Origin of the sequence: Tessaracoccus caeni (assembly GCF_029211185.1) — a bacterium.
Classification (GTDB): Bacteria; Actinomycetota; Actinomycetes; order Propionibacteriales; family Propionibacteriaceae; genus Arachnia; species Arachnia caeni.
Genome location: NZ_JARGDO010000001.1, coordinates 384,434 through 410,545, shown reverse-complemented (window position 1 = coordinate 410,545; position 26,112 = coordinate 384,434). Strand labels below are relative to the sequence as shown.

At 67.3% G+C, this 26,112-nt stretch carries 23 protein-coding genes; 15 read left to right on the top strand and 8 right to left on the bottom strand.

The window, feature by feature from the left end; genetic code table 11:
* The first annotated feature begins 38 nt into the window (after positions 1-38).
* Together P0D62_RS01910 and P0D62_RS01905 are read left to right on the top strand one after the other, a co-directional pair.
* Positions 39-1,007, top strand: a complete 969-nt coding sequence (locus tag P0D62_RS01910) for a FecCD family ABC transporter permease (protein ID WP_275700914.1) — start codon at positions 39-41, stop codon at positions 1,005-1,007.
* Positions 1,004-2,077: a FecCD family ABC transporter permease gene (locus P0D62_RS01905; protein ID WP_275700913.1), complete on the top strand. Its 1,074-nt coding sequence runs from the start codon at positions 1,004-1,006 to the stop codon at positions 2,075-2,077. The genes P0D62_RS01910 and P0D62_RS01905 overlap by 4 nt, the downstream gene beginning before the upstream one ends.
* Positions 2,078-2,164: 87 nt before the next feature.
* On the opposite strand, the gene P0D62_RS01900 is transcribed toward P0D62_RS01905, so the two are convergent.
* The gene (locus tag P0D62_RS01900) at positions 2,165-3,760 is read right to left on the bottom strand and encodes a helix-turn-helix transcriptional regulator (protein WP_275700912.1); all 1,596 of its coding nucleotides are present in this window, start codon (positions 3,758-3,760) and stop codon (positions 2,165-2,167) included.
* 128 nt (positions 3,761-3,888) lie between these two features.
* Between P0D62_RS01900 and P0D62_RS01895 the strand changes: the two genes are divergently transcribed.
* The 3 genes from P0D62_RS01895 to P0D62_RS01885 are packed head-to-tail and all read left to right on the top strand — an operon-like array spanning position 3,889 to position 7,864.
* The gene (locus P0D62_RS01895; RefSeq protein ID WP_275700911.1) at positions 3,889-5,754 is read left to right on the top strand and encodes a siderophore-interacting protein; all 1,866 of its coding nucleotides are present in this window, start codon (positions 3,889-3,891) and stop codon (positions 5,752-5,754) included.
* A gap of 32 nt (positions 5,755-5,786) precedes the next feature.
* Positions 5,787-6,824: an ABC transporter substrate-binding protein gene (locus tag P0D62_RS01890; protein WP_275700910.1), complete on the top strand. Its 1,038-nt coding sequence runs from the start codon at positions 5,787-5,789 to the stop codon at positions 6,822-6,824.
* Positions 6,821-7,864, top strand: a complete 1,044-nt coding sequence (locus P0D62_RS01885) for a FecCD family ABC transporter permease (protein WP_275700909.1) — start codon at positions 6,821-6,823, stop codon at positions 7,862-7,864. Before P0D62_RS01890 ends, P0D62_RS01885 begins: the two co-directional genes overlap by 4 nt.
* A gap of 50 nt (positions 7,865-7,914) precedes the next feature.
* Here the strand turns inward: P0D62_RS01885 and P0D62_RS01880 are convergent, their stop codons facing one another.
* Positions 7,915-8,265, bottom strand: coding sequence for a HepT-like ribonuclease domain-containing protein (locus P0D62_RS01880; RefSeq protein ID WP_275700908.1), 351 nt, complete (start codon positions 8,263-8,265; stop codon positions 7,915-7,917).
* A complete protein-coding gene (locus P0D62_RS01875; protein WP_275700907.1) occupies positions 8,262-8,582 on the bottom strand; it encodes a nucleotidyltransferase family protein in 321 nt (106 codons plus the stop codon). Before P0D62_RS01875 ends, P0D62_RS01880 begins: the two co-directional genes overlap by 4 nt.
* Positions 8,583-8,627: 45 nt before the next feature.
* On the opposite strand from P0D62_RS01875, the gene P0D62_RS01870 reads away from it, so the two are divergent.
* Genes P0D62_RS01870 through P0D62_RS01850 form a run of 5 tightly spaced genes read left to right on the top strand, consistent with a single transcriptional unit; the run spans position 8,628 to position 15,235 of the window.
* The gene (locus P0D62_RS01870; protein WP_275700906.1) at positions 8,628-9,674 is read left to right on the top strand and encodes a FecCD family ABC transporter permease; all 1,047 of its coding nucleotides are present in this window, start codon (positions 8,628-8,630) and stop codon (positions 9,672-9,674) included.
* The gene (locus P0D62_RS01865) at positions 9,671-10,534 is read left to right on the top strand and encodes an ABC transporter ATP-binding protein (protein WP_275700905.1); all 864 of its coding nucleotides are present in this window, start codon (positions 9,671-9,673) and stop codon (positions 10,532-10,534) included. Before P0D62_RS01870 ends, P0D62_RS01865 begins: the two co-directional genes overlap by 4 nt.
* Positions 10,531-11,772, top strand: coding sequence for an alpha/beta hydrolase-fold protein (locus P0D62_RS01860; RefSeq protein ID WP_275700904.1), 1,242 nt, complete (start codon positions 10,531-10,533; stop codon positions 11,770-11,772). Before P0D62_RS01865 ends, P0D62_RS01860 begins: the two co-directional genes overlap by 4 nt.
* Positions 11,769-13,511, top strand: coding sequence for an ABC transporter transmembrane domain-containing protein (locus P0D62_RS01855; RefSeq protein WP_275700903.1), 1,743 nt, complete (start codon positions 11,769-11,771; stop codon positions 13,509-13,511). The genes P0D62_RS01860 and P0D62_RS01855 overlap by 4 nt, the downstream gene beginning before the upstream one ends.
* Positions 13,508-15,235: an ABC transporter ATP-binding protein gene (locus tag P0D62_RS01850; RefSeq protein ID WP_275700902.1), complete on the top strand. Its 1,728-nt coding sequence runs from the start codon at positions 13,508-13,510 to the stop codon at positions 15,233-15,235. Before P0D62_RS01855 ends, P0D62_RS01850 begins: the two co-directional genes overlap by 4 nt.
* 18 nt (positions 15,236-15,253) lie before the next feature.
* Here P0D62_RS01850 and P0D62_RS01845 read toward each other — a convergent pair whose 3' ends face one another.
* On the bottom strand, positions 15,254-16,273 hold the full coding sequence (locus P0D62_RS01845) for a LacI family DNA-binding transcriptional regulator (RefSeq protein ID WP_275700901.1): 1,020 nt from the start codon (positions 16,271-16,273) through the stop codon (positions 15,254-15,256).
* A gap of 186 nt (positions 16,274-16,459) precedes the next feature.
* Here P0D62_RS01845 and P0D62_RS01840 point away from each other — a divergent pair, with 186 nt between their 5' ends.
* From P0D62_RS01840 to P0D62_RS01825, 4 genes are all read left to right on the top strand, one after another.
* Positions 16,460-17,842 (top strand): ABC transporter substrate-binding protein, encoded by a 1,383-nt coding sequence (locus P0D62_RS01840; protein ID WP_275700900.1) that lies wholly within the window; start codon positions 16,460-16,462, stop codon positions 17,840-17,842.
* On the top strand, positions 17,842-18,759 hold the full coding sequence (locus P0D62_RS01835; protein ID WP_275700899.1) for a carbohydrate ABC transporter permease: 918 nt from the start codon (positions 17,842-17,844) through the stop codon (positions 18,757-18,759). Before P0D62_RS01840 ends, P0D62_RS01835 begins: the two co-directional genes overlap by 1 nt.
* Before the next feature lie 10 nt (positions 18,760-18,769).
* A complete protein-coding gene (locus P0D62_RS01830; RefSeq protein ID WP_275700898.1) occupies positions 18,770-19,603 on the top strand; it encodes a carbohydrate ABC transporter permease in 834 nt (277 codons plus the stop codon).
* 303 nt (positions 19,604-19,906) lie between these two features.
* The gene (locus tag P0D62_RS01825; protein ID WP_275700897.1) at positions 19,907-21,334 is read left to right on the top strand and encodes a glycoside hydrolase family 32 protein; all 1,428 of its coding nucleotides are present in this window, start codon (positions 19,907-19,909) and stop codon (positions 21,332-21,334) included.
* Positions 21,335-21,340: 6 nt separating this feature from the next.
* Here the strand turns inward: P0D62_RS01825 and P0D62_RS01820 are convergent, their stop codons facing one another.
* Positions 21,341-22,576 (bottom strand): alpha-amylase family protein, encoded by a 1,236-nt coding sequence (locus P0D62_RS01820; protein WP_275700896.1) that lies wholly within the window; start codon positions 22,574-22,576, stop codon positions 21,341-21,343.
* 346 nt (positions 22,577-22,922) lie between these two features.
* Here P0D62_RS01820 and P0D62_RS01815 point away from each other — a divergent pair, with 346 nt between their 5' ends.
* Positions 22,923-23,141 carry a hypothetical protein gene (locus tag P0D62_RS01815; RefSeq protein ID WP_275700895.1) on the top strand — a complete coding sequence of 73 codons (219 nt, stop codon included), beginning with the start codon at positions 22,923-22,925 and terminating at the stop codon, positions 23,139-23,141.
* A 15-nt stretch (positions 23,142-23,156) separates the two neighbouring features.
* Here the strand turns inward: P0D62_RS01815 and P0D62_RS01810 are convergent, their stop codons facing one another.
* The 3 genes from P0D62_RS01810 to P0D62_RS01800 form a co-directional block, all read right to left on the bottom strand.
* Complete coding sequence (locus tag P0D62_RS01810) at positions 23,157-24,344, bottom strand: hypothetical protein (RefSeq protein ID WP_275700894.1); 1,188 nt, start codon at positions 24,342-24,344, stop codon at positions 23,157-23,159.
* The gene (locus P0D62_RS01805; protein WP_275700893.1) at positions 24,341-24,847 is read right to left on the bottom strand and encodes a SigE family RNA polymerase sigma factor; all 507 of its coding nucleotides are present in this window, start codon (positions 24,845-24,847) and stop codon (positions 24,341-24,343) included. Before P0D62_RS01805 ends, P0D62_RS01810 begins: the two co-directional genes overlap by 4 nt.
* Positions 24,848-25,003: 156 nt before the next feature.
* Positions 25,004-26,107 (bottom strand): hypothetical protein, encoded by a 1,104-nt coding sequence (locus P0D62_RS01800; protein ID WP_275700892.1) that lies wholly within the window; start codon positions 26,105-26,107, stop codon positions 25,004-25,006.
* Positions 26,108-26,112 lie beyond the last annotated feature (5 nt).

The following is a 26,112-nucleotide window of genomic DNA, read 5'->3' as shown; positions in this document are numbered from 1 at the left end:
CCGGGGCATCGTCGGCCTCGCGCCGGGTCGTCGGGCTCGTGGTCTTGACCAGCGCATTGCTGCTGGCCGTTCTCTTGAGCCTCGCGCTCGGCACGAGGCAGCTGACGTTGGGTGAGGTGTGGCTAGGGCTATGGCACCAGGACAGTTCCGAGGCGTCGGTGATCTTCTGGTCGCTCCGTGTGCCGCGGACCGTGGTCGGCATCGCCACCGGGGTTGCGTTCGGTGTGGCCGGTGCGTTGATCCAGGCCATCACTCGCAACCCGCTTGCCGACCCCGGCGTTCTCGGGGTGAACGCCGGAGCCGGATTCGCCGTCACCCTCGGCGTCGGCCTGTTCGGTGTGTCCAGCATCGAGGGATACATCTGGTTCGCGTTCGCCGGCGCCGTGATGGCAACCGTTCTCGTGTATCTCATCGGTTCCGCCGGGCGAGCGGCCGCGTCTCCGGTCCAACTGGTGCTTGCCGGGGTCGCCTTGGGCGCTGTGCTGGGTGGGTACTCGACGTTTCTGACGCTGATCGACGAGAGCACCTTCACGTCGATACGGAACTGGGCGCTCGGTTCCGTGTCCAACACGTCATTGGGGGACACCGCTGCGGTGCTGCCGTTCCTCGGCGTCGGATTGCTCCTGGCGGTGCTCGTCGCCGGCTCGCTGAATGCTGTTGCGCTGGGCGATGAGCTCGCAGCGTCGTTGGGGGCGAGCGTGGCACGAACCCGTGTGCTCGGGATCGTCGCCGTGACGCTGCTCGCCGGTGGCGCGACGGCGCTCACCGGCGGAATCGCTTTCGTCGGCCTGATGATTCCGCATGTGGCGCGGTGGTTCGTCGGCCCGGATCAACGGTGGATCATCGCGTATACCGTCATCGCTGCCCCGACGCTTGTGCTCACCGCCGACGTGATCGGTCGTCTGATAGCGCGCCCTGGTGAGATCGAGGTCGGCGTTCTTGCCGCGGTGATCGGCGCGCCAGTGCTGATCGCGCTCGTGCGACGAGGAAAGGCGAGCGGTCTGTGAAAATCGAGGAACGGCGGCCGATTGATTTCGGCTACGCGCATCGCGTCCTGCGGTGGGGCCGGGCGGTAGCGATGCGGGTACGAGTGCGCACCACCGTCGTGAATGCCGTGCTCGGTGGCGTCGCCGTCGTGCTTGCGGTGCTGGCGATCGGCATCGGGGAGTACCCGATGTCTCCGGGAGAGGTGATCGGGACTCTCCTCGGGCAGGGGGATGACCGCCACTGGATGGTCGTCGTCGAGTGGCGCCTTCCGTCCGCTGTTGCCGCTGTCTGTTTCGGCGCACTGCTGGGGGTGGGCGGAGCGATCTTCCAGTCGCTCACCCGCAATCCCTTGGGATCGCCTGATGTGATCGGCTTCGACGCCGGCTCGTACACCGCCGTCGTGGTCACCATCGTCTTGGTCGGGTCAACCGGGTACTGGTCGATTGCTTCTGCGGCGATCGCCGGGGGACTCCTGACTGCCTTCTTGGTCTACGTCCTCGCCTATCGGCGCGGAGTGCAAGGATTTCGGCTCATCGTCGTGGGTATCGGAGTCTCCGCCGCGCTCGGCTCGCTGAACTCCTATCTGATCACCCGAGCCGATATCGAAGATGCGATGGCCGTCGGGTTCTGGGGTGCGGGATCACTCTCACGCGTCTCCTGGGAAAGCCTCGTCCCGTCGCTGATCATCGGGCTTGTCGTCCTCGCCGTGGCAGGGTTCCTCTCGCCCGAGCTACGGCAGCTAGAGCTTGGTGACGACGCCGCGCTCGCGCAAGGCGTACATGCTGGCCGTTGCCGGCTCGCCTTGCTCGTGACCGGCGTGGCAAGCACGGCGTTGGTGACTGCTGCTGCCGGGCCGATCGGGTTCGTCGCCCTCGCCGCTCCACAACTCGCGCGCAGGATCACTCGCACGCCGGGGGTATCTGTCATATCAGCGGGTTGCATGGGAGCCGCGCTCCTGAGCGGTGCCCATTTTCTGTCCCGAGTGATTGCGCAGCTCTATCGCGCAGTGCCAGTGGGCCTCGTGACGGTCTGCCTCGGCGGGCTGTATCTGATCTGGTTGCTCATCCGCGAGGCTCGGAAGGCTGGGTGATCATCGAAACTGGGCCAACGACAGCGGACATCGACCCAGCCGGTCCGATTCTGGGGCGGTCGGAGGTCTTCCGCCTTGACCCTCTGCTCAGCTCTCGACCAGGTGGTGCTCCTGGTACTCGCGGGGCGAGAGGCCATGGAAGCGGGAGAACGCGGTGCTGAACGTCGGGAGGTGGGCGTAGCCCACTCGGCGGGCGACGGCGCTCGGTTTTGCGCCTCCGGCCAGCAGGTCTCGGGCCATCCGCATCCGGGCGGCGTAGGACCAGCGGGAGAAAGTCATGCCGGTCTGCTCACGAAAGACTCGATGCACGGGGGCCGGTACGTCGAACGCGTCTGATCCCCATGACGTGCCGATGTGGCGTAGGTACTGCGTGGCCGCTTCCCTCGCGCGGGGGTCGGTGGGCATCGGCACCGTCAACGCGCGCTGCGTCGCGAGTTGCTCTTCGAACAGGCCAAGGATGTGGGTGGGGTCGTAGTCGTCCGACCGCAGCCGTGACCGAGCGCTGATGGCGCAGAACATGAGGTAGTCGTCCCAGGCTCGGGAGAAGCTCGCCTGGAGCGGCTCAGTCAGCTGTAGAGCGTCGGTTCCGACGGTTCCGATGGGCAGTGAGATGGACCCTTGGTGAAGGCCGGTGACGTGTTCGACGCCGGCCGGGATCCAGGTGGCGACGCCTTGCCGACGCTCAAGGCGCCGATCGCCGATATCCAGGTAGCCGCTGCCGCGATACACCCAGCTGAGCACGTGCACGTCGTTGGTGTGCGGCGCCGTGCGGGTGGGTGGGATCGTCTCCGGTGCGACGATCGGCGTGTCACGCCACCGCACCAGTTGCAGCAGGCTGTCGGCCTGACGTGCGGCCAGCACGCGTTGCGATGGCCCGCCGACAGTCGGGTGGGCAGGTAGCTCGCGGCTGAACTCGTGCGGGGTTGCGCCGAACTGCTGTTTGAATGCGCGAGTGAAGCCGTTGCGGCTGGCGAAGCCCACTCGCGCGGCCACCTGGTCTACGCCGTAGCCCGCCACCAGGAACTCCACGGCCGCGCTCAGCCGGCAACGCTGCCGCCACTGCTCGAAGGTGAGGCCGGTGTCGGCGAGGAAGGTGCGGCGCAGCGTGCGAGGGCTGGATAGCACCCGCGCCGCCCACTCGTCGACGGTGAGGTCGAGTGCCGGGTCGCGGAGCAGTTCCTCGGCCGCAGCTCTCGCGCCACCGGTTTTCGGCATCGACGGCGGCTCGAGTACGGAAGCCGGGGGGCTTCCGCGATGCGGTGCCCCCGGCGGTCGTGTACCAGCACCACGAAGGAGGGCAAGGAGCCGATCTTGGGAGTAGCCGGTGTCCCGGAGAGGCGTCACCATGAGGTTGAAGTGCTGGATCAACCAGTCCTGCCAAGCGTCGGGAACGTCGAACGCCATCGGCTCGGCACCCGATACCGGAGCGAGCGGGGACGCCAGTGGGAATGCGACGGTACCTGGCTCGGTGACGATCTCGCGATGAGTCCAGCCGTCTGCGGGAATCCAGATGCCCTCACCAGCGGTGAGGCGAAATGCCCCAGCATCGTCGAGGCGCACATGGGCGGCGCCGGTGCGCACCCAATACACCATCGCGCGGCGTCGATACCCATCCCATACCGAGCGTGCCCCTGGAATGGGTGGTGGCGTGCCGGTGCCCGGGAGGAAGTGGTTCGAAAGCATCGTTCCCTAACTATACGGCAGTTTTCGCACACCATTTGAGGTAAGGGTTACCTAAGGTTAGCAGGGCGCTCCGCTGACGGTGGGGCGCGGCCCACGCCCGACGTAGATCAGAAAGGCTCGCCTTCACCATGCCGAAGACTTCCCGCCGGCTCACCGTGCATCCCCTGACGTTGCGGGAGGCCGAGGTGGTCCGGGTCATTGATCTGACCCCTGGGATGCGCCGGGTCACGCTGGCTGGCGAGCAACTGCGTGCGTTCACTTCGGCCAACGGGTTCCCGCAGCCCGCCTTCGATTCGCCGGGGTTCGACGACGACCTCTCGCTGTACTTCCCCTATCCGGGGGAGAGCGAGCCGGTGCTTCCGGAGCAGGGGGCGGTCAAGCTGATTGCCCCCAAAGATCGCCGTCCGTTGTCGAGGGACTACACGGTGCGCCGCTGGGATCCGGCTGCCGGTGAGTTGGACGTGGACTTCGTCAAGCACGGCGTGGGCACCGGGACCACGTGGGCGTACCGCGCACAGCCTGGCGACCGCGCCTACTTCAGCGGTCCCAGCAGCTCCAAGTCGTTCCCGACGGACGTCGACTGGTTCCTTGTCGCCGGCGACGACACCGCGCTCCCGGCGATCGGCCGTCTGCTCGACGAGCTTCCTGCCGACGCCCGAGCGCAGGTGTTCATCGAGGTCGCCGAGGACGATCACCGGCAGCGGCTGCGCGAGCTTCCCGGCGTCGAGGTGACCTGGCTCGTGCGTCACGGTGCCGAGGCGGGCACGGTCACGCTGCTGGTGGACGCCGTGAAGTACACCGATTGGTGGGAGGGGCGGCCCTTCGCGTGGGTGGCAGGGGAGCGCACCGCCGTGCGCGACCTGCGTCGCCACCTGGTCGAGGAGCGCGGCATGCCGAAGCCCGACATCGAGTTCACCGGGTACTGGCGCCGCGGCGAGGTCATCCTCTCCGAGGAGGACGCAGCCATGCCCGACCCGGAGAAGTACAAGACCCCGTTCCAGCAGATCCACGACCTCACCGAGTTGATCCCTCCGGTCGCGATCCGCACCGCCGTCGAGCTCGGGATTCCCGACCTGATCTCGCGCGGGGTGACTACCGTGGCGGAGCTTGCCGCCAAGGCTGGGGCCGACGAACGGGCGCTCGGAAAGCTGCTGCGCTACCTCCACACGCTGAGCCTGGTCACTGAGGCCGAGCCCGGACGCTACCGCTTAAGCGCACTGGGCGAGGTGCTGACCAACGACTTCACGGTCGACTCCCTGCATCCCGCCGGCGTGCTGGGCCGCGAGACGCTGGGCATCTTCGGGCTCACCGAGTCGATCCGCACCGGACGCGCCTCCTACCAGTCGGTGACCGGGCAGACGTTCGCCGAGGTGCGCGCCGAGCAGGAGTACGAGGATCGCTACCTGGACCGCCTGGCGGGGTTCCAATCCGCGCTGGCCGTCTCGATCGCCGAGTCCGATCTGCTCGCCGGAGTTCAGCAGCTGGTTCTCCATTCTGCTGGCGCGAGCATCCTGAGCCAGGAGTTCGTGGCCGCCCATCCAGACCTCCAGGTGACGATCTGTGCGCTGCCCGCCCAGGCCGACTGGCTGCGTCGCGACCTGCCCGACACCATCCCTGACGAGGCCCAGCGCGGGCGGGTGAACGTGGTGGAGCAGTCCCTCTTCGAGCCCAGCCCGGCCGCCGATGCGGTGTTCATCAGCCGTGTCCTCAAGCCCCTGCCGGACGCCGATGCCGCCCACGCGCTGCGTCGCGCGGCCGAGAACCTCCTGCCGGGAGGCCGGGTGCTGCTGATCGAAGACCTGTTCGACACCGAAGACCTGGACGAGCACGACGGCGAAGCCGATCTGCTCGCCCTCACTGTGCACGGCTCGGGCCTGCGCACCGCGGAGGAACTCGACGCCGTGATCGCCCGGGCCGGGCTTGTCACGAAAACCACGCACACCGTCGGCTGGGGCACCGCCATCTACGAACTCGTGCCTGCCGACACTCACTAACCCCACCCACATCAAGAGAAGGAAGACCCTCCATGACCACTCCCCGTAGAACCCAGCGTGCCGCTGCGGCTGCTGCGATCCTGAGCGCAACCCTCGTTCTCACGGCTTGCGGAAGCGGCCCCGAAGAGACTCCCGCCGACCCCGCCGGAACCACGTCGCAAACGCCCGCCGGCACCGCGAGCGAAACCCCGAGCGTGAACGAGACCCGCACCATCGAGGCCGACAACGGCTCCATCGAGGTTCCCGCCGACCCGCAGCGGGTCGTCACGATTGGCAACACGACGCTCACCTTCATCGACCTGGGCGGCAAGCCTGTGGGTGTCACTGAGGTGCGTGAGTCTGATCTCGGCATTCTTCCCGACGACCAGAGGGCCACGTACACGGCGGCGACCGTCCTCGCCTCCAGCGCGGACGAGGTGGATATGGAGCAGCTCGCAAGCCTGGAGCCGGACCTCATCCTTGCGCAGTTCCCAGCTTCTGAGTTCGAGCCGCTCCAGAAGCAGCTGGAGGCGATCGCCCCGACAGCCTTCTGGGGACTGGACGTCGAGTGGAAGGCCCTCGCCGATGCACTCGCTGAGGCCGGCAACGTCGGGGACACGCTGAGCGTACAGAAGGCGGAGTTCGAGGAGCGCGTCGCCAAGATCCAGGAGACCTACGGCACGATCATCGCCGAGACGTCGTTCGTCGAGGTCACCCGCTGGAATAACGCCGATCCCGGCACCTTCTCCATCACCGACTTCGGTTGCGTGGAGATCGCCCGGGACGACATCGGCATGGACTTCCCCGAGGCGGCTGAGGGCGAAGACCCGTTGGGTTGGACTGCCTTGCCGTTCGAGCAGCTCAGCAGCTTGTCCGACTACGACGTGATCACCTACCCCGTCGACGCCGAGGGCAATCCGACGGAGGCCTTCCAGCCGGTGGTCGAGACCAACACCTGGAAGGAGTTGCCCGCGGTGAAGTCCGGTCGTGCGCTTGGAGTCTTCTGCCCCGGTAACAGCACCTACGGGCCTGTCCTGCAGTACCTCGACTCGCTCGACGCTGCGCTGGCGACCCTGCCCGCCAAGGAGTGACAGCTCTCACCCTGCGACAGGACGGTCCGGGCGCCAAGACGGCGCCCGGACCGCGTCGCCGTGTGCTCGGGCTGGTTGTCGCATCGGTGGCACTGCTTGTCCTGGTCGTCCTCAGCGTGATGATCGGGTCGAAGGCGATCCCGCCGTCTGTGGTATGGGATGCGCTGTTCCATCCGTCCGCGGAGATCGACCAGTTCGCGATCCGCGACTACCGGCTGCCGCGCACCATCGTCGGCCTCGTGGTGGGGATCGCGCTGGGGGTCTCGGGGATGTTGATCCAAGCGCTGACTCGGAACCCGCTGGCCGATGCAGGCATCCTCGGCGTTCACGCGGGTTCCTCGTTCGCGGTGACGGTGGCGGTGGGCCTGCTCGGCGTCCGCGATATCTCTGGCTACATGTGGTTCGCGTTCTTCGGTGCGCTGGTCGTGACCCTCATGGTGATCGCTCTGGGGTCGACGAGACGCGGCCAGTCGCCGGTGGTGATGGTGCTCGCCGGGGTCTGCGTCGGGGCGGTGCTCGGCGGCGCAAGAGAGGCGCTGCAGCTGACCAACTCTGATGCATTCGATGCGATGCGCTCGTGGAACGCCGGTTCGATCGTGGGACGCCCGCTCGACGTGGTGTGGCCGATCCTGCCGTTCTTCGGGGTGGCTCTGATCCTGGCCTTCGTGGTGTCGAGTTCGCTCAATGCCATGGCGCTCGGTGACGAGGTGGCCACGGCCCAGGGCGTGAGCTTGGCGCGCACCCGGGTTCTCACGATCATCGCGCTCACCCTGCTGGCGGGCGGGGCGACGGCGATCGCCGGGCCGATCGGATTCGTCGGGCTGATGGTGCCGCACGTGGCTCGGTGGTTCGTCGGGCCCGACCAGCGGTGGATCCTCGTCTACAGCATCCTGCTCGCTCCGAGCCTGCTGCTGGCCTCGGACATCCTGGGCCGGGTCGTGATCCGTCCGAGTGAACTCCAGGTCGGCATCGTCACTGCGTTCGTGGGCGCCCCGGTGCTGATCGCGCTGGTCCGACGGAAGAGAGCGAGCGGACTATGAACGACGGTCGGACTGCGCTGGGTCCACGTCTCGCGTGGCGTAACGCATGTTCAGGAAGTGGCGGACGAGTCGCTGGTGAGCCGGTTGAGTTCTGCCCGCAGAGTCTGCTCGAAATCGGGGAGGTCATTGTTGACGCTATCGATGATGATCTCTGGGTCGGTCGTCATGTAGCCGTGGGCGATCCGGTTGCGCATGCCCCAGATGTCTTGCCATTCGTCTTTGAAAAGGCGGATCCCCAGCGCAGGGTCGCCGTCATGTATCGCGGCGATGGCGGCGGACAGTCGCATGCTGACGGCATCGGTCACTACTTCGTCGTTGAAACTGCCCGCCGCCAGGTGCCGGTGGAGCACGTTCAGATGTTCGAGCGCCACCATGATCCGCTGGGTCTCGGTGGCACTCACAGCCGCTCCGCATCTGTCAGGGCCGTTGCGCGAACCGTCGTGAGCAGTGAAGCATCGGGAACAAGATCCACCGCTACGCCGAGTACATCCGAAATCTCTCGTTCGACGCGACTCATCTTGCGCAGGCCCATGCCGTCGGGGCGCTCGAAAAGCAGGTCGATGTCGCTGTCATCGTCGGCCTCTCCGCGTGCGACCGATCCGAAAAGCCTGACGTTCTTCACGCCGTACCGGTCGAAGACCGCGTTCAGTTCCGCGCGGTGTTCTTCGAGCAGCGCACGCAGTTCCACACTGCGGCGGGTCGGGGTGAGCGTTGTCATAGTTCCATCGTACGGCGCCGGTCCGACGGTGCGGAAGGGTGTCGGATGAGCGCGGTGGACTTCGGACGACGGATGCTGGTGCTCCGGCGCGGTGGCGTCGCGGTGCGGCTCGAGTGGCGCTCGATCGTCGTCTGTGCGGCGCTCGCGATCGTGGTGGCCGGCATGGCGGTGCTCGCGCTGATGACGGGCTCGTACCAGCTCAGCCCCGGACAGGTGATCTCCGCGTTGGCCGGGGACGAGACCGGGCTGGTGCACGAGATCGTGGTGGAATGGCGGCTGCCCCGGGTGACCGCCGCCGTGGTGTTCGGTTCCGCGTTGGGTGTGTCCGGCGCGGTGTTCCAGTCGTTGATGCGCAACCCGCTCGCGTCGCCGGATGTGATCGGGTTCTCGTCGGGCTCTTATACCGGAGCGCTGATCGTGATCCTGGTCATCGGCGGCACCTACCTGGAGGTCGCTGCCGGCGCGCTGCTGGGTGGCATGGCCACGGCCCTCGTCGTTTATCTGCTGGCTTACCGGCGCGGGGTGCAGGGGTTCCGGCTGATCATCGTCGGCATCGGCGTCTCCGCCATGCTGGGATCGGTGAACACCTGGCTGATCCTCAAGGCCGAACTGGAGGAGGCGATGTCCGCCGCCGCGTGGGGTGCCGGGTCGCTCAACGGCGTGTCGTGGACCCAGGTGGCGATTGGTGGGATCTGCATCGCGGTGCTCCTGGCGCTGTCCGCTACGTTGGGCCGGCCGATGCGGCAGCTGGAACTCGGCGACGACGCGGCCGCGTCCCAGGGAGTGCGCGTGTCCGCGGTTCGGCTTGCGCTCATCGTGGTGGGCGTCGCGCTGACCGCAACTGTCACCGCCGCGTCCGGGCCGATCGCATTCATCTCGCTGGTCGCGCCGCAGATCGCCCGACGCCTCACCCGCACGGCGGGGATCACGCTCGCGCCCGCCGCCTTCGTCGGTGCGCTGCTGTGCCTGACGGCGGACTACATCGCCCAGCACATCGCCCCAACCCCGCTGCCCGTCGGCATCATCACGGTCATGCTCGGCGGCGGCTACCTCGGATACCTGCTCTTCACCGAAGCGAGGAAACGCCTATGAATGCACCCCAGACCGACGCCGCACGCCTCCAGGTGGACGCGGCGACCATCGGCTACGACAAGCGAGTGATCTCCCAGAACCTGTCGGTGTCCATTCCGGACAAGTCGTTCACGGTGATCGTCGGGCCGAATGCGTGTGGCAAGTCGACGCTGCTGCGCGGACTGTCGCGGTTGCTGAAACCGAGCGTCGGGCACGTGGTCCTGGACGGGGCGGACATCCAGTCCTACAAGACCAAAGAAGTGGCCCGCCGGATCGGACTGCTGCCGCAGACGTCGATCGCTCCGGACGGCATCACCGTCGCTGATCTGGTGGCCCGTGGCCGCTATCCGTACCAGGGGATGTTCCGGCAGTGGACCGAAGACGACGAGGAGGCGGTGGCTCGGGCGATGGAACAGGCCACGATCACCGAGCTCTCCGGTCGCCTGGTGGACGAGTTGTCGGGCGGTCAACGGCAACGAGTGTGGGTGGCCATGGCGCTCGCGCAGCACACCGACATCATGCTGCTCGATGAGCCCACCACCTTCCTGGACATCACGCACCAGATCGACCTGCTGGAGCTGTTCACCGACCTCAACCAGGTGGGCCACACCTTGGTCGCGGTGTTGCACGATCTGAACCAGGCGGCCCGTTTTGGCACGCATCTGATCGCGATGAAGGACGGCGCGATCGTCGCCGAGGGGCCTCCGGAGGAGATCGTGACCGCGGAACTGGTGGAGGAGGTCTTCGGCCTGCGCTGCGTGGTGGTTCCCGATCCGGTGGTTGGCAGCCCGCAGGTGGTGCCGCTCGGTCGCGACCGCACCCGGCCGAGATCCGCAGGCCATAGCGTGCACTCGCCCGTCGAGCAGGACGAGCAGGCGTGAGTCCGCGCGACGCGGCGACGACGGTGGACACGGCCAGCGCCGCCGTCCAGAAGCTGTCATTCGGAGAATGGGATCCGGAGCGGTTCCGCCACCATCTCGCGGAGGCGGGCGTACCGCTCATCGAGCGGGTCGCCGATGGCGAGGTGGAGGTGACGTTCGTCGATGAGCCCGGGTCCGACACGACGACCCGCCTCTCGCTGGTGATCGGCCCGATCATCGGCCGCAACACGATCGAGGAGGAGTTCGCGGCGGTGGCGGGGACACCGTTTCGCGTCCTCACCCTGCGGATGCGTTCTGATCTGCGCTTCGGCTACGTGTTCACGCGACAGGGACCGACTGGCGAGGACGAACAGGCTCCCGACCCGTTCAATCCGCCGCCGCCGTTCTCCGAATACTCCGAGCCGAGGTTCTCTGGCTCGTCGGTGCTGACGCTGCCCGACGCGGAGCCGTTGCCCTGGCTCGATCGTGCCGAAGCGCGGCCTGCCACGATGCCGAAGCCCGCCGTGCTGGCGAGCGAGATCCTGGGAAACGAACGCCGGATCTGGGTGTCGATGCCGCCGGGCGCATCTTCTGATGACGGCCCGCTGCCGTTCGTGATCCAGCTGGACGGGACCCCGGAGCATAGCGCGCCGAGCGTTCGCGACGCGCTCGTCGAGGCTGGCGCGATCCGGCCCTGCGCGGTGGTGCTCGTCGACCAGCTCGGGTCGGAGCGATACAAGGAGTTGCTGTGCAACGCCGATTTCTCTCGGATGCTGGTCGACGAGCTGCTGCCGTGGCTCCGCAGCCGGTATCCGCTGTCGCGGAACCCCGCCGACGTGGCGCTGGCCGGCGAGAGCTTCGGCGGTCTGTGCGCCGGATGGACGGCGCTGCACCACCCGGAGGCGTTCGGCAACGCCATCCTTCAGTCGCCGTCGTGCGGCTACCATCCTGACCTCAGGTGGGGAACCGGCGCAGGCGAGCTGCGGCGTCGCGTTCCCATGCCGACGCTGATGGCCGACTACAAGGCCGCTGATCGCGCGCCCGTCCGCGTCTTCCACGACGTGGGCGAGTTGGAGGGTTCTCTCACGCACAGCCGGTGGCTGGACCAGGTGCTCGTCGACAAGGGCTACGACACCTACTACCGGGAGTTCGCCGGCGGCCACGACTACGCCTGGTGGCGAGGGCTCTTCGGCGACGCACTGCGCTGGTGTTTCCCCGCCCCCGCGGACGTCGCGAGGCCATCCGGAGGCGCGGCGTGACCCGTCGCCGTGACGCCGACCCAACCGGGCTGGGGCGGGGGCCTTTGACGCGCTGGCTGCCGGTGTTCTTGGACGGCCCCGCTGAGCCGCTCGAGGCCCGACCTTTCGAGGCCGGTGAGGGGACGACGCCGGGCCGGTTCTTGGCTCGCGTGATCTTCTCGCTGCCTCGGGTCACCGTCCCCGCGATGCTGCTGGCGATCGTGTGGCAGGTGGGAGAGTCCGCCGTCCCTGTCGTGATGGGGCTCGCGATCGACCGTGCCCTGGCCACCGGCGACGCGGGGCAGCTGGCGTTATGGACCGGTGCGCTGGTGGCCCTGTACATCGTCCTGACGGTGGCGGCGAAGTTCACGAATCGACTCACGGCCTACGCGGTGCAGGTGCTGCAGCACCGGCTGCGCAGCACCCTCTCGACCCGCGTCTTGCATCCGATGGGCCGGAGCGCTCAGGCGCCGGACGGCACCATCGTCTCCCTGATGACCAACGACGTCCTGCGTCTGGCCAACGCTGGAATCCTGGTGGTGCTGCCGGTGTCGAGGATCGTGGCCATCGGGTTCATCGCCGCCTCGCTGCTGGCGACCCACTGGCTCCTCGGGCTCGTCGCATTGGTGGGAGCGCCCGTCGCGGTGTGGCTGATGGGCATCCTCAGCGAGCGGTTCTCCCGCGACACGCGCGAGTACCAGCGCCTGCTCGCCAGCACCGTCGGACGGGCGACGGATCTGGTGACCGGCTACCGCGTGGTCAAGGGAGTGCAGGCTGAGGCTGAGACCACCAGGCGCTACCGGGATGCGAGTCAGGAGACGCTCGTCGGGGCCATCCGCAACGCCGGCCTTCTCGGCCGGTTCCTGGTGGGCTCGGGCGTCGTCAGCGGCGCCTTCGTGGCGACGGTGATGGGGCTGGCGGGCTGGCTCGCCGTGGGCGGGTGGCTGACCATCGGCGAACTGATCGCCGCCATCGGCCTGACCCAAGCGCTGCTGCCGCAGGTCGAGGCGATCGCGCGCGCGTCGATCCCCAACTTCGCCGGTGCCCGGGCCTCGTCCGCGCGCATCCTCGATGCCCTGCGTGTCCATGGCGTCGTCGCCCCCGGAACGGACGACGTCTGGCGGCCCGGGGACACGTTGATGCCAACGCTGGATGTCGCCGTCTCCGGTGCGAGGATTCGGGTGGCTCCGGGGGAGGTCGTCGGGTTGCGCGCCGACGACCTGACCGCCGGGCGCGTCGCCACCGTCCTGCTGGATCCATGGTCCGCCGACGAGGGCGAGGTGCTGCTCGACGGGACTCTGCCGAGGGAGCTGAGCGTGGCCGACTACCGTTCTCGGGTCACCGTTGCGCCACACCGGGCGACGCTGTTCACCGGCACGATCCGCGACAACCTGGCCATGTCCGCCGGTGCCTTCGGGGCGTTGGAGGACGCAGCGAGAGCGGCGGCCTGCGACGATTTCGCGGCCGATCTGGACCTTCCGGTGGGCGAGAACGGCAACCGTCTCTCCGGCGGCCAGCGTCAGCGGGTCGCGCTGGCTCGGGCGCTGGCGACCGACGCGCCCGTGCTGGTGCTGCACGATCCGACCACGGCGGTGGACTCCGTCACCGAGCAGGTGATCGCGGCGCGGTTGCGCGGCGTCCGCACGGGTCGCTCGACGGTGCTGATCACCGGATCGCCAGCGCTGCTCGCCGTCTGTGACCGCGTCGTCGACGTCCTCGATGACGTGCCCGCGTCCGCGTCCGGAAGGGCGAAACAATGAGCGGGGCATCGGGGACGACGGATCACGCGCTGCCCGTCGCCGGGGCGCGGGAGACGGCGGTCGAGGTCTGGCGGCTCACCCGCGGATACCGGGCCAGGCTCGCCGCCGTCGGGGCGCTGGGCGTCCTCAGCACCACGGTCGATCTCCTCCCGCCGGTGGCCGTGGGGTATCTCGTCGATCGGGTGCGGGAGGGGGCCGCCGATATGGGCACCGTGCTGACGGTCACGGCGGTGATGCTGGCCTCGGCGCTGCTCGGCGCGCTCGGCACCGCAGCGACGATCGTGCTCGCCACTCGCGCCTACCACGCCATGCTCGCTACGCTGCGGGAGCAACTCGTCAGGCGCGCCATGGTGCTTCCGCAGCACCTCGTCGAGCGGGCCGGCACCGGGGATCTGATCTCCCGATCCAGCGACGACGTCACCGCCGTCGCCGACGCGGCGCCCACGGTGATCCCGGTGCTCGGCGTCACCGTCTTCACCATCGTCGTCTCACTCGGCGGGCTCGCGGCTTTGGAATGGCCGTACGCGTCCGCGTTCGCCGTCGTGCTGCCCGTCTACGCGCTCGCGATGCGGTGGTACCTGCGCGTCGGACCGCAGGCGTATCGAGCGGAGCGCGAAGCGATGAGCGCTCGGGCGCAGCAGATCCTCGAGTCCCAGCGCGGCTTTGCCACCGTGCTCGGTTTCGGGCTGGGAGCGCAGCGGCACCGCTCCGTGATGACCGCGTCGTGGGCCGTCGCCGTGCGGTCGCTGAGGGCGCGCACCGTGCAGAGCATGCTCAACGCGCGCCTGAACGTGGGCGAGTGCCTGAGTCTGGTCTCGGTGCTGGTGGTGGGCTTCGTCCTCATCGATCGCGGCGCGTCGACCGTCGGCGGTGCGACCACCGCGATGCTGCTCGTGCTGCGCCTCCTCGGGCCGGTCAACCAGCTGATGTTCGTCATAGACACGCTGCAGTCCGCCCTCGCGTCGCTGAACCGGATGATCGGCGTGGTCACCATCCCGGATACCGCGGAAGAACCGGCGATGCCTGCCGCCCCGGGCGTGGCCGTTCGCCTCCACGACATCGGTTTTCGCTATGGCGATGGTCCCCGGGTGCTCGACGGCGTCACGCTCGACATCGCGCCCGGCGAGCACGTCGCGGTGGTCGGTGCCTCAGGAGCAGGTAAGACCACGCTGGCCGCCGTGCTCGCCGGCATCCATCCGCCTGACTCGGGGACCGTGGCCCGGCCCGGCCGCACCGTGGTGATCACTCAAGAGGTGCACGTGTTCGCGGGCACCCTCCGCGACAACCTCACCCTCGCCGCACCCGAGGCGTCCGATGGTGAGATCCGTGCGGCGATGGAGGCCACCGGTGCCGCGGCGATCCTCGATGTCGTCCCCGACGGGCTGGACACCGTCGTCGGGCTCGGGGGCCACACCCTCACCGACGCGCAGGCGCAGCAGGTGGCACTCGCTCGTCTGCTCCTCGCCGACCCCGATCTCGCGATCCTCGACGAAGCCACCGCAGAGGCGGGTTCCGCGCACGCCGGGCAGCTCGACCGGGCGTCCGAGGCGGTGCTCGCCGGACGCACGGGCCTCGTGATCGCGCACCGGCTCTCGCAGGCCGCCGGCTGCGACCGGATCGTCGTCATGGAGGCCGGGCGCATCGTCGAGGCCGGCACGCACGACGAACTGCTCGCCGACGGCGGCACCTACGCTCAGCTGTGGGCGGCATGGCGCGCGAGATAGCGCTGGGGGCGGCTGGTTTCAGAGGGTGCGCACCGAGTCGCGGGTGACCAACGGCATGGGGACCAGCTCGTGCGCCAGATCGCGGTGGCCGAGCACCATGTCCATGCCGATCTGGGCCATCTTCTTGTAGGGCAGGCGTGCGGTGGTGAGTCCGGGGCGCAGATAGCTGGCCAACTCCTCGTCGTCGAACGAGACGATCGAGAGATCGCCGGGAATGTCGACGCCCAGGCGGTGTGCGGCCTGGTAGATGCCGAAGGCGATGCTGTCGTTGGCGGCGATGATGGCCGTGAGTTCGGGGTGCTCTCCGAGCAGGTGAAGAGCCTTCTCGTAGCCGATCCCTGGGGTCCAGTGCGGCACGGCAACCCGCTCCGCGAGGATTCCGGCAGAGCCCAGCGCGTCGTCGATGCCGCGGAAGCGCTCGGGGATGGCGGCGGAGGCCCGCAGATTGTCGGCCACCGACGGAAGGTCGCCGATGATGCCGATGCGCGTGTGGCCGGCATGGATGAGAGCCGAGGCGACGCTGTGACCGGCGTTGTATTCCTCCGGGAGCACGCTGGGATGGTCGCTGGCCGTGAGCCCGTTCACGATGACCAGGGGCACGTCCTTCGGAATCTTGGGCACGTCGATCAGCCGCGCGGCCATCAGCGCCACGACGATCCCGTCGACGCGCCGGTCCACCATCGAGACGATCTCTTCTTGGATCCGGTCGTGCTCGCCCTCCGTCTCGGCGATCAGCACGGTGTGGTCGTGCGAGCGCGCCACCTGGAGCGCGCCGTTGATCATGCCCGAGGCGAAACGGGTCACCGTCACCATGTCGGAGACGAAACCGATGGTGCGGGTCTTGCCCCAGCGAAGGCTCTGCGCCGCCGGGTTGGCGCGATAGCCGAGTGACTCCGCCGCTTCCTTCACCCGCGCGGTGGCTTCGGGGGACAGGCGGGAGCCGGGCCGTTCGTTCAAGATCATGCTGACCGCCGACTTGGACATGCCGGAGGCGGCGGCCACGTCGGCCAGCGTCGGGCGACGGTTGGTCCCTGGCATGGCACCCCCCTCGTCGCTGGTCGTTTCCGCACAGCCTACGCAGGGCGGCAAGCACAACGCCGACGTGTTCAGAAAACGGTTGACCGAGGCACTCACAGCTGTTAGGTTCGTCGTGCTGAATGCATTTAGCGTTTGGCCTCACTACCGGCTCACCAGGGCCGGTTCTCCAACGAAGGAGGCAACAAGGTGGTTGACCTAGGTCGCAGGGCAGTCATAGGACTGGCCGGGCTGGGTGCGATTGGAACAGCGATTTCCTGGCCACGGCTCACGGGAGGCGATATTCCCGGGCGCCGTGACGAAGCGCTGACCATCGCGCTTTTCGGCACGCAACAGGACGCGGCAGCGCGCCAGGGGCTTGTCGACGGCTTCCGGGCACTGCACCCCAATATTGCCGTCAGGCTCGTGGCCATCCAAGGGCAGGACTGGGGCGATTACTTCGCCAAGATCCTGACCATGATCGCGGCAGGCACCCCGCCGGATGTCGTGACCGTCGCGACGGAGGGCACGCAGCTCTTCGCCTCGCGGATGGCCTACCCCATCGACGAGTTCGTCCAGCGGGACGCTGCCGATATGCACGAGTACTTCGACGACGTGCACCCATCGCTCATCGAAGCGTTCATGTACAAGGGCAACCTGTTCCAGTTGCCGGACAACTTCAACGCCGCGAACGTGTTCTACAACACGAAGGCGCTGGAGCGCTCCGGCATGGGCAGGCCCGATGACAACTGGACCATCGACGATTTCTTCACCCTGGCCAGGGCCATGAAGGACGGCGCGGAGGGAACCTTCCTTCCGTACTTCTGGAACAACCGGCTCTGGGGCGGCGTGGTTCCGTGGCTCTACATCAACGACGCCAGCTTCGTCACCGAGGAGAAGGCTCCCGGTGGCGAGTGGCTGTGGGAGAAGTTCTACCCGAATGAGACCCCGCGCGGCGGTGGCTACCTCTGGGAGGGCGCCAACGCGACGAATGAGCGCACGGTCGAGACCTTCGAGGTGCTGCAGGCTCTGGTGGAGGAGCGGCTCGCCGCCAATCCGGCCCAGGGTGGCGGCAACGAGCTCGTCGCGCTGTTCTCGCGGGGATCGGTCGGCATGACGGCGGCCGGCGGCTTCTGGGCGCAGGGCCTCCATGACGCGGGCTTCGCGAATGAGGACTACGACGTCACCTTCTTCCCGAAGATGCGCAGCCAGCGTCACCAGTTCGGTGCCGGCGGCTACGCGATGATGGAGACATCGGAGCGCAAGGAAGAGGCGTGGCAGTGGATCAAGTACTGCGTCTCCGTCGAGGGAATGTCGATCGCACATCCCAAGCCGGATTCGTCGCTCCCACGCAAGTCGCTCAACGACAAGCTCTACGGTGCGGGCATCGGTCCCAAGCACTGGCAGGTCTTCTACGACACGCTCGAGAAGTTCCCGACCACGGGCCCCATGCCGGCCCCGCCGCAGCAGGCGGCGGTCGAATCGGCTCTGGTCAAGAACGTCGTTTCGACGATCACCAACGGCAAGGCCGGCGTGAAGCGTGGTCTGGACACCATGCAGCGTGACCTTGAGATCGCATTGGGAGGACGCTGATGTCTGCGACTGCAACCAACAACCGTCCCAAGCGTGACGCGCTGTCGCGTAAGAACGGCAAGCTGATCTGGGTGTTCCTCGCGCCGACCCTGGTGGGCCTCGGCCTATTCAGCTTCGTGCCGATCATCGGGTCCACGGTCCTGGCCTTCTTCCGCTGGGACATCATCACCTCGCCCGAGTTCGTCGGCTTCGACAACTTCGCGCAGATGGCGACCAACCCGACCATCCGGGTGTCGTTCCTCAACACGATCGGCTTCGTCGCCGTCGCGGTGGTCATCCAGTTGCTCGTGGCGCTGATGCTGGCGCTGCTCGTCCAGTCCAAGATGCCGGGCTGGTTGCGCAACTTCTTCCGTTCGGCGCTGTTCTTCCCGCTGATCCTGTCGGCCGCGTCGGTGTCGTTGATCATGAGCTACCTGTTCAACCAGGAGTTCGGCCTGATCAACCACTTCCTCGGCTGGTTCGGCGTCGCCCCCATCGGGTGGCTGACCACCGGTTTCGGTGCCAAGGTCGTCGTGCTGATCGTCTACGTGTGGCAGAACTTCGGCCTGACGTTCCTGCTGTTCATCGGCGGCATCGCGGGCATCCCGAAGGAGGTCTACGAGGCATCGTCGATCGATGGGGCGACGGGCTGGTCCCAGTTCCGTCACATCACCATCCCGCTGATCAGCCCCACCACGCTGGTCGCGTCGGTGATGGCGATCATCAACGCGCTGCAGATCTTCGACCAGCCGTGGGTTCTCACCCGTGGCGGGCCCGGTGACGAGACGCGAACCGCAGTGATGGTGATCTACGAATCGGCCTTCCGGCAGCTCGATTTCGGTGGCGCCTCCGCCATCGGCATCGTGCTGACGCTGCTGATCATGGTTGTCACGGCGGTCCAGTTCAAGCTCAGCCAGCGTTACGTCTTCTACGGGTGAGGGGTCCGACATGTCAATCGAAGCAGTAGACAAGAAATCGCCCGCGCTCAAGCTGGGCAAGGTCGGCAAGTACCTCCTTCTCGCCATCGGCGCGTTCCTGACGCTCGGCCCGATGGTGTGGACGGCCTACACGGCGCTCACACCCACCGACGTGGAGACCGGCAAGACCATGGTCGGGTTCTCGGCGTTCCAGGACGTCTTCGACCGGGTTCCGTTCTGGCTGTTCTTCTGGAACAGCGCCCTGGTGACGTTGCTCGTCGCCGTCGGACAGATGCTGAGCGCCGCCATGGCGGGCTACGTGTTCGCGCGGTTCCAGTTCAAGGCCAAGAACCTGTTGTTCGGCCTTGTGCTCGCCACCATGATGGTGCCGATGCAGGTGACGATCGTGCCCGTCTTCATGTTGATCCGCGGAATGGGCCTGGCCGACACGCTCCTGGCGCTGATCATCCCCGCTCTGCCCACCGCGTTCGGCACCTTCCTCATGAGGCAGTACTTCATGGGCCTGCCGGCTGAGCTGGGCGAGGCCGCGGAGATCGACGGCGCGGGCCCCTGGAAGACGTTCTTCAGCATTTACATGCCGTTGGCGACTCCTGGCCTGGCGATCGTCGGGATCCTGGCGTTCAACTACCACTGGAACGAGTTCTTCCGCCCGCTGATCATGACCATCAGCGAGCAGAACTTCACCCTGCCGCTCGGCTTGGTGTCGCTCCAGGGCAACCTCGGCACGGGCAGCGTCTCGACGGTGCTCGCCGGTGTCGTGCTCTCGATGATCCCGGCTCTGATCGTGTTCATCTTCGGGCAGAACCCGCTTCGCGAAGGCCTCACGGCCGGCGCGGGCAAATAAGAGATTCCGCAGGCAGGTGGCACCTACTGCGGCGCACTGGATGGCGACCTGGCTTCGTTGTCGAACTCACTGGCATGTCCAATGGCAGTTTCGTTCTCCGTCTTGCCATGTCATCCATCCAGCACGTCCTCGCTACGGCACCACCTACCTGCGGAACCTCTAACCCACCCCTAGTACAGGACCCGGTCGGCGGCTCGCGCCGGCCGGGTCCGTCATTTGACCCGACGCCATTCGGGTAGGCTCGCTCCGCAATCGCCCGATCCTGGTCTTACCTCTTCCTCGCGACATCGAAAGTAGGTCATTGTGACTACCGCGCCCGCCCGCCTCGCCGTCTTCGGCGGCATGCCGCGCATCCATTTCTCGCCGCAACGCAACTGGATGAACGACCCCAACGGACTCGTCTTCCACGAGGGGCGCTACCACTTGTACTACCAGTACAACCCCAACGGCTGCGACCACGGATACATGAGCTGGGGCCACGCCTCCAGCGCCGACCTGGTCACCTGGGACGAGCACCCCGTCGCCCTGCGCTACGACGACGAGCGCGAGGTCTACTCCGGATCGATCGTGTGGGATGAGAACGGCGTGGCCGGCTTCGGACCTGCCCTCCTCGCCTTCTACACCGCGCACGCGCCGAACCGCCGGCACCAGGCGCAGGCCATCGCTTACAGCCACGACGGCGGATACACCTGGACCGACTACGAGGGCAACCCCGTGCTCGATCGTCAATCGGGCGACTTCCGCGACCCGAAGGTGCTGCGCTACCGCGGCGAGGCGGGGGAGTACTGGGTGCTGGCCGCCGTCGAAGCCGTCCAGCAGCGCGTCGTGTTCTACCGCTCCGACGACCTGCGGGAGTGGAGCCTGCTGTCGGAGTTCGCCGCCCCCGAGGTCGGCGAGGGCATCTGGGAATGCCCGGACCTGTTCCCCCTCGTCGTGGACGGGGTGGAGAAGTGGGTGCTGATCATCAGCCTCGGCATGGCGCCAGTGGTGGGCGGTTTCGGCAGCATCTACTTCGTCGGATCGTTCGACGGGACGACCTTCGTTCCCGACGGCGGCTCCACCCAGCTGGACTACGGTCGCGACAACTACGCGGGCGTCACCTTCTTCGGGCTGCCCGACGAGCAGCGCACCTTGATCGGGTGGATGTGCAACTGGATCTACGGCCGGGAGCTGCCGGTGATTCCGGAGGAGCCGCGTCGGGGCACCATGACGTTGGCGCGCCGGTTGTCGCTGGCTTCCGTCGACGGGCGCGTCGCGCTGCGTCAGACCCCCATCGCGCCTGAGGTGGAGACGGTGGCCGACGCCAGGGAGCCCGTCGGGGCTGCCCCTACGCGGCTGCCCCTGTCGGTGCCTGAGTGCGCTCTAGTTGAGATCACGCTCGATCTTGGCGACGCCACGGGCGCTCGCGTCCGACTGCGACATGATGCCGACGGATACGGCGGCGTCGTGCTCGGCTACGACCGCGGCACCGGCGAGGTCACGCTCGATCGCTCGGCCGTCGGCCCCCAGTTCCCCGACAGCTTCCGGGCCATGCAGATGATGCCCACTTCCGGTGGCTCTCTGATCCAGCTCACCCTGTGGGCGGACGTGAACTCGGTCGAGATCTTCGCCGACGACGGCCTGGCGACGCTCAGCAGCGTGGTCGACGTCGCAGCCGGCGATGGCGTCACCGTCGAAGGCGTGGGCGGTCAGGTGGTCGCGAGCGTCACCGTCGCGGTTCCTGTCGCCTGATCCCGCTCAGCTTCGCCAGAGTTCGAGGCCGTCGCGATCTCGGATGACGACCTCGGCGGGGTCGTGGTCGAGCAGCAGCTCGACGGTCAGCAGCTGGCCGTCGGCCTCGGCCTGATACACGTAGTGCGTGTTGGTGAGCGCCAGCGACCGGGTGGTCGCCCGGGTCAGCCAGTGGTTGCGACGGCGTAGCCCGATCAACTCCTGGTAGGCCCGGTGCGCGTGCCGGCCGAAGGGCAGCAGATCGGCGGGGGAGTCCGGCAGCGGCGGGCGCACTGCGTCGTCCCCGTCGGCCCGCTCCTCCTTGACGCCGGTGAAGCCCTGCTCGTCGCCGTAGTAGACCGACGGGATGCCTCCCACCGTCATCAGGATCGCGAGCGCGAGGATGGCGCCGTCCTGGCCCACCGTCGACGCGATCCGGGTGACGTCGTGGTTGCCGATGAAAGTCTGGGGCACGAAGGTCTGCAAGAACTCGTTGTGGCGCTGCAGCGTCCAGTCGAGCTCGAAGAAGTTGCGTTCCTTGAGGCTCGACCAGATCGCCTTCCACAGCTCGTACTGGGTCACCGTGTCGACGGTGGACTGTTCGACGAAGGCGGGGTAGTCGCCGTGGATCACCTCGCCGAGGAACCACGCGTGCGGATGGCGCTCGCGCACCCGCGGCAGGACGTCGGCCCAGAAGGCGTTGTCCACCGAATAGGCGGCGTCCAGCCGCCAGCCGTCGGCCCCGCGCTCGATCCAGTGGTTCATTACGTCGACGGTGTAGTCGCGGGCTCGCTGCGACGCGTGGTTGAGCCGTACCAGGGCGCCATGGCCCTCGAAGACGCGCGGCTGCGGGCCATCCGGGTGCTGCCAGTCGATGTCGAACAGCTCGGCCTCGGGGGAATCCGGACCGTTCGCCAGCGCAGCCGCGACTGCGGGATGCTCGCGTCCGACGTGACTGAACACCCCGTCGAGCACCACCTTCATGCCTCGGGAATGGCAGGCCTCGATGAGGGCGGCGAAGTCGGCGTCGTCACCCAGTCGGGGATCGATGCGGAACTGATCGGTGGTGTCGTAGCCGTGCGTCGATGAGGCGAAGACCGGAGCCAGCAGCAGACCGGAGGTGCCGAGCTCGGTGGCGTAGTCGAGCCAGTTGAGCAGCCTGTTCAGCCGGTGCCCGGGCTCCGGATGGGGCTCGCGGATCGGCGCGCCGCAGGCCCCCAGCGGGTAGACGTGCCACCAGATCGCGTGCTCGCTCCATGACATGGCTGTGACCTCCGACGATTCCGAGTGTGACGGGATGCATCAGCCTATCCCTGGAGACAAGGGTCAGGGGCTGACACCACCTGGGTCCTCCCCAGGGCGGAGACGATGGGGACTCTGGGTGCTTACGAACTGTCGGTGGCGCGCCGTAGCGTGAGCACCGTCGAGAACCAGACGAGGAGGCACGGGGCATGAGCACAGAAATGAATGCGACTTTGCCCGCTGGATCTGTTGTCGTGGCCGATTTTCTTTTTGTCAGCGCGTCGTGCTCCGTTAAAACAAAAGCGCGGCTTACCATAAAACCCAATCTCCCTCAACGTCGATTTTCCAGCGTAGATAGGGCGTCACGATGACAGGGATCCCGTTTCCAGCACCAGGTCCAGTCCGACGATCTTCCACCGGTCGTGCGGTTGCGCGCGTCATCGCCCTGCTGAGCCTGATCGGCGTGTGTATCGCCTTTGTCCTCGTCGCGTATTCATCCATTCCCGACGCGGCCGGGCCGGTCCACTACACCGGCCAGCAGATTTCCGCCATGCTGGCGAATGCCGTGCGGGCATCCGCCTCATAGGTGGGGGAATTCGGCCTACTCGGGAACGATTCCTGCCGCCTCCAGCGTCGCGCTCCATTGATCTGCGACATCGGATGAGGGGTACCAGGTTCCGACCCAATCCCAAGGTTTGTTGGCGTTGATGAGAACGCCGCCGTCGCGGCTGATGCGGTAGGTGACGGGATCCCCGGCCTCGTTCAACAGCACGAGATAGGCCTCAAGAATGGGCTCGTCAGTGCGTTCTTGCGGCGGGGCGGCGAGTTCTGCTGTTGTGAGTTCCGTTAATACTTGGTCGGGCAGCCACATCTCGCTCACGCCGAGGACCGAGGGGATCGTGTCGTCGAAGTCAACGCCGCAGAGCACGCCTCTGGTCAGCGTCTCCCTGGGTACCCGATGGAAGAAGCTCCGGTTTCCCCAGCCGAGGAAATTGATGTCCATCGTGACGAAGTTGAGACGCGCGATATCCGCAAAGTTGCAGATGCCTTCGGTTGAGGTGAATGTCGGGGGAGCGGCTGTCCGCTGGGCGTCCCACAAGGCGGTGAGGTCATTCATGAACTCCTCGCCTCCTCGACGGTCGCCCACGGTCTGGCAGTTAGCCACGGTTCCGTCGAAGGCGATCCGCTGGTCGGGGTAGTCGACCACGACTCGATATCCAAGCCCAGCATCGCCGTCGCAGCCGAGGTGGGCGTCCGTGCCGGGGAGGGTGTTGTAGACGCGCGCAACTCGGTCGGGGTCGGTCGTCAGTGCTTCCTGCGGACCTATCCAACTGGCGTCGCCGGTGACGCTGGCCGGATCCCCGCAGAGCCAGACTCGGTCGGCACCCGTAGGTAGCCCGTCGGCGGGTGGCGGTGAGAAGGCCTCTGGCGAGTCGGTGAGTGCGGCGCAGGCCTCGGGTATCAGCCCGTTCGGCTGGGCGAGCAGCTCTTCGGAGGTGAGCTTATGGTTTGGCGGGACGGCGGTCGTGGCTGAGGGAGATGGTGTCGGTTGCTCGGTCGAAGCAGGCGCCAAGCTCGTCTGGGATGGTCCGGGTGTGGCGATGAGTGGGCCGTGGGTGCCGAGCGTGTTCGACAGGGCGACCGCGGTGCCGAGGACGGCCACGGTCATAGCTATGCCTCCCAGGGCACGACGCCGGGTCTTCGCGCGGCGCACGCGCGGACCCCAGCTAGAGGGGTCAGGGCGTTGGGGGACCAAGCCCAGCAGGTCGTCGGTCAGTGGCTTGTTCATGGCGCGCTCCTCAGCTCCTCGATCCCATCGGCGGCGCGCAGGGCGGCCAGCGCGCGCCGGGTGTGGGAGGCGACGGTGTTCTCGGGCATGCCGAGGATGCGAGCGGTCTCGACGGCGGTCTTGTCCTCGACGTAACGCAGCACCAGCACGGCTCGTTGCGCTCGTGGCAGCGCGGTCAGGTGCCGGCGCAGATCCTCGCGCAGATCGGCATCTTCGGCCGGCGTGGCGCCATGGGCGTCGGGGCGCACCTCGGCCGGCACCTCTGAGCGCCAACTGCGCCGTCGCCACCACGACACGTAGGTGCGGTACATCGTCGTGCGCAGGTAGGCCTCAAAAGCCGACTCCGCGTCGAAGGATGAGAACCGTCCGTAGCACTTGAGCAGCGCCGTCTGGACCAGGTCTTCCGCGTGCTGCGCGTCACCCGTCAGCAGCCAGGCGGCAACCCACAGGTCGCCCCCGCGCGACGCGACGAACCGGTCGAACCGGGCCGCCGTCTCGCGCATCGCCACCTCCATGCCCTATAAACGCTCTGAGCCCCCAGTTTCCTTGCACCTGGGGGGCGCTGGTCCAATGCTGGTGGATAGCGCTGGCTATCCGGCGAGGCGTGGGAAATAGGTACAGGCCGCGCCATATTCCCAGCGTTATCCACGGCACCGGGCTCAGCTGGTGCTCTCAGTGCCGTAGGTGAGCATCAGGGCGTCGAGTTGTTTCTTGTGTTCGTCGATGAAGCGCTGCTCGAAGGCCACCAGGATCACGGAGTGGCGCTTCTTGTAGTCCATACCCTCGGCGCAGGTGGCGTCGGCCACCGCGACGGGAAGCTCCCGTTCGGTGAAGAACCGTTCCAGCTCCTGCTCGCTGGGTTCCCGGTCGTCGTCGGGCTTGCCGTCTGCGTCTCGCGGCCACAAGGCGTCGGCCTCTTCCTCGATGGTGAAGGCGGCGTCCTGGCGAGAGGTGAAGGAGAAGCCATCGGCCGCCATGCACTGCGACCATTCCTTCTCCAGCGTCGCGAGGTCTTCGTCGTTGTCAGGGGTGGCTGTGGCGTTGAAGATGGCGTCGATCAACTCGGCGAACTCAGGGTCGTCAATGGCCTTCATCTTGCCGCCAGTGGCTTCGTGCTCGGCCCAGCCCCGGCAGCCCTCCGACTTCCAGGCATCAGGGTCGGGCGTCTCGCCGTTTTCGCTCGGCTGCCGGCTCTCGGGGTCGCCGTACAGGGCCGCATCCCAGGCCTGACGGTCTGACTCGCTCAGCGATTCGAGGTACTCGGTCTCGGGGTCCGGGCCTTGCGGGACTTCGACATCAGGGACGGATTGTTCCTCGACGTCGGGGTAGTGGACGGAGCCATAGCCGTACTTTTTGGCGAAGGTCACCGTGCCGTAGTCGTCCCATGTCGTCGGTGCCGCTTGCCTGGAACGGCCCAGTTCCCACAACACCTCTTCGGCGGTGGCTGGGGTGTAGAAGTACTCGAAGCCCTGCTCGCGCATGCACTGCGCGCGCAGCTCGTTCTCTCGGGTGAGGTCGGCGGCGATCTTCTCGGCGTCGAGACTGGCCAGGCTGCCGGTGACCGCACGGTACGGGTCGAGCGGCATGGTGAACAGCTCATCGACGGACTCGGGCGCCGTCTCGGTCGCTGTCGCTGTCGCCTGCGGGGTCGATGGCTCCGGAGAGTCCGTCTTTTCCTGGGGCGCGCTGGAGCAACCAGCCAGCCCGATGCTCAGTACGGCCGCCGCCGCGATGCCGAGACGGAGACAATGAGGCGTGTTCATGGCAC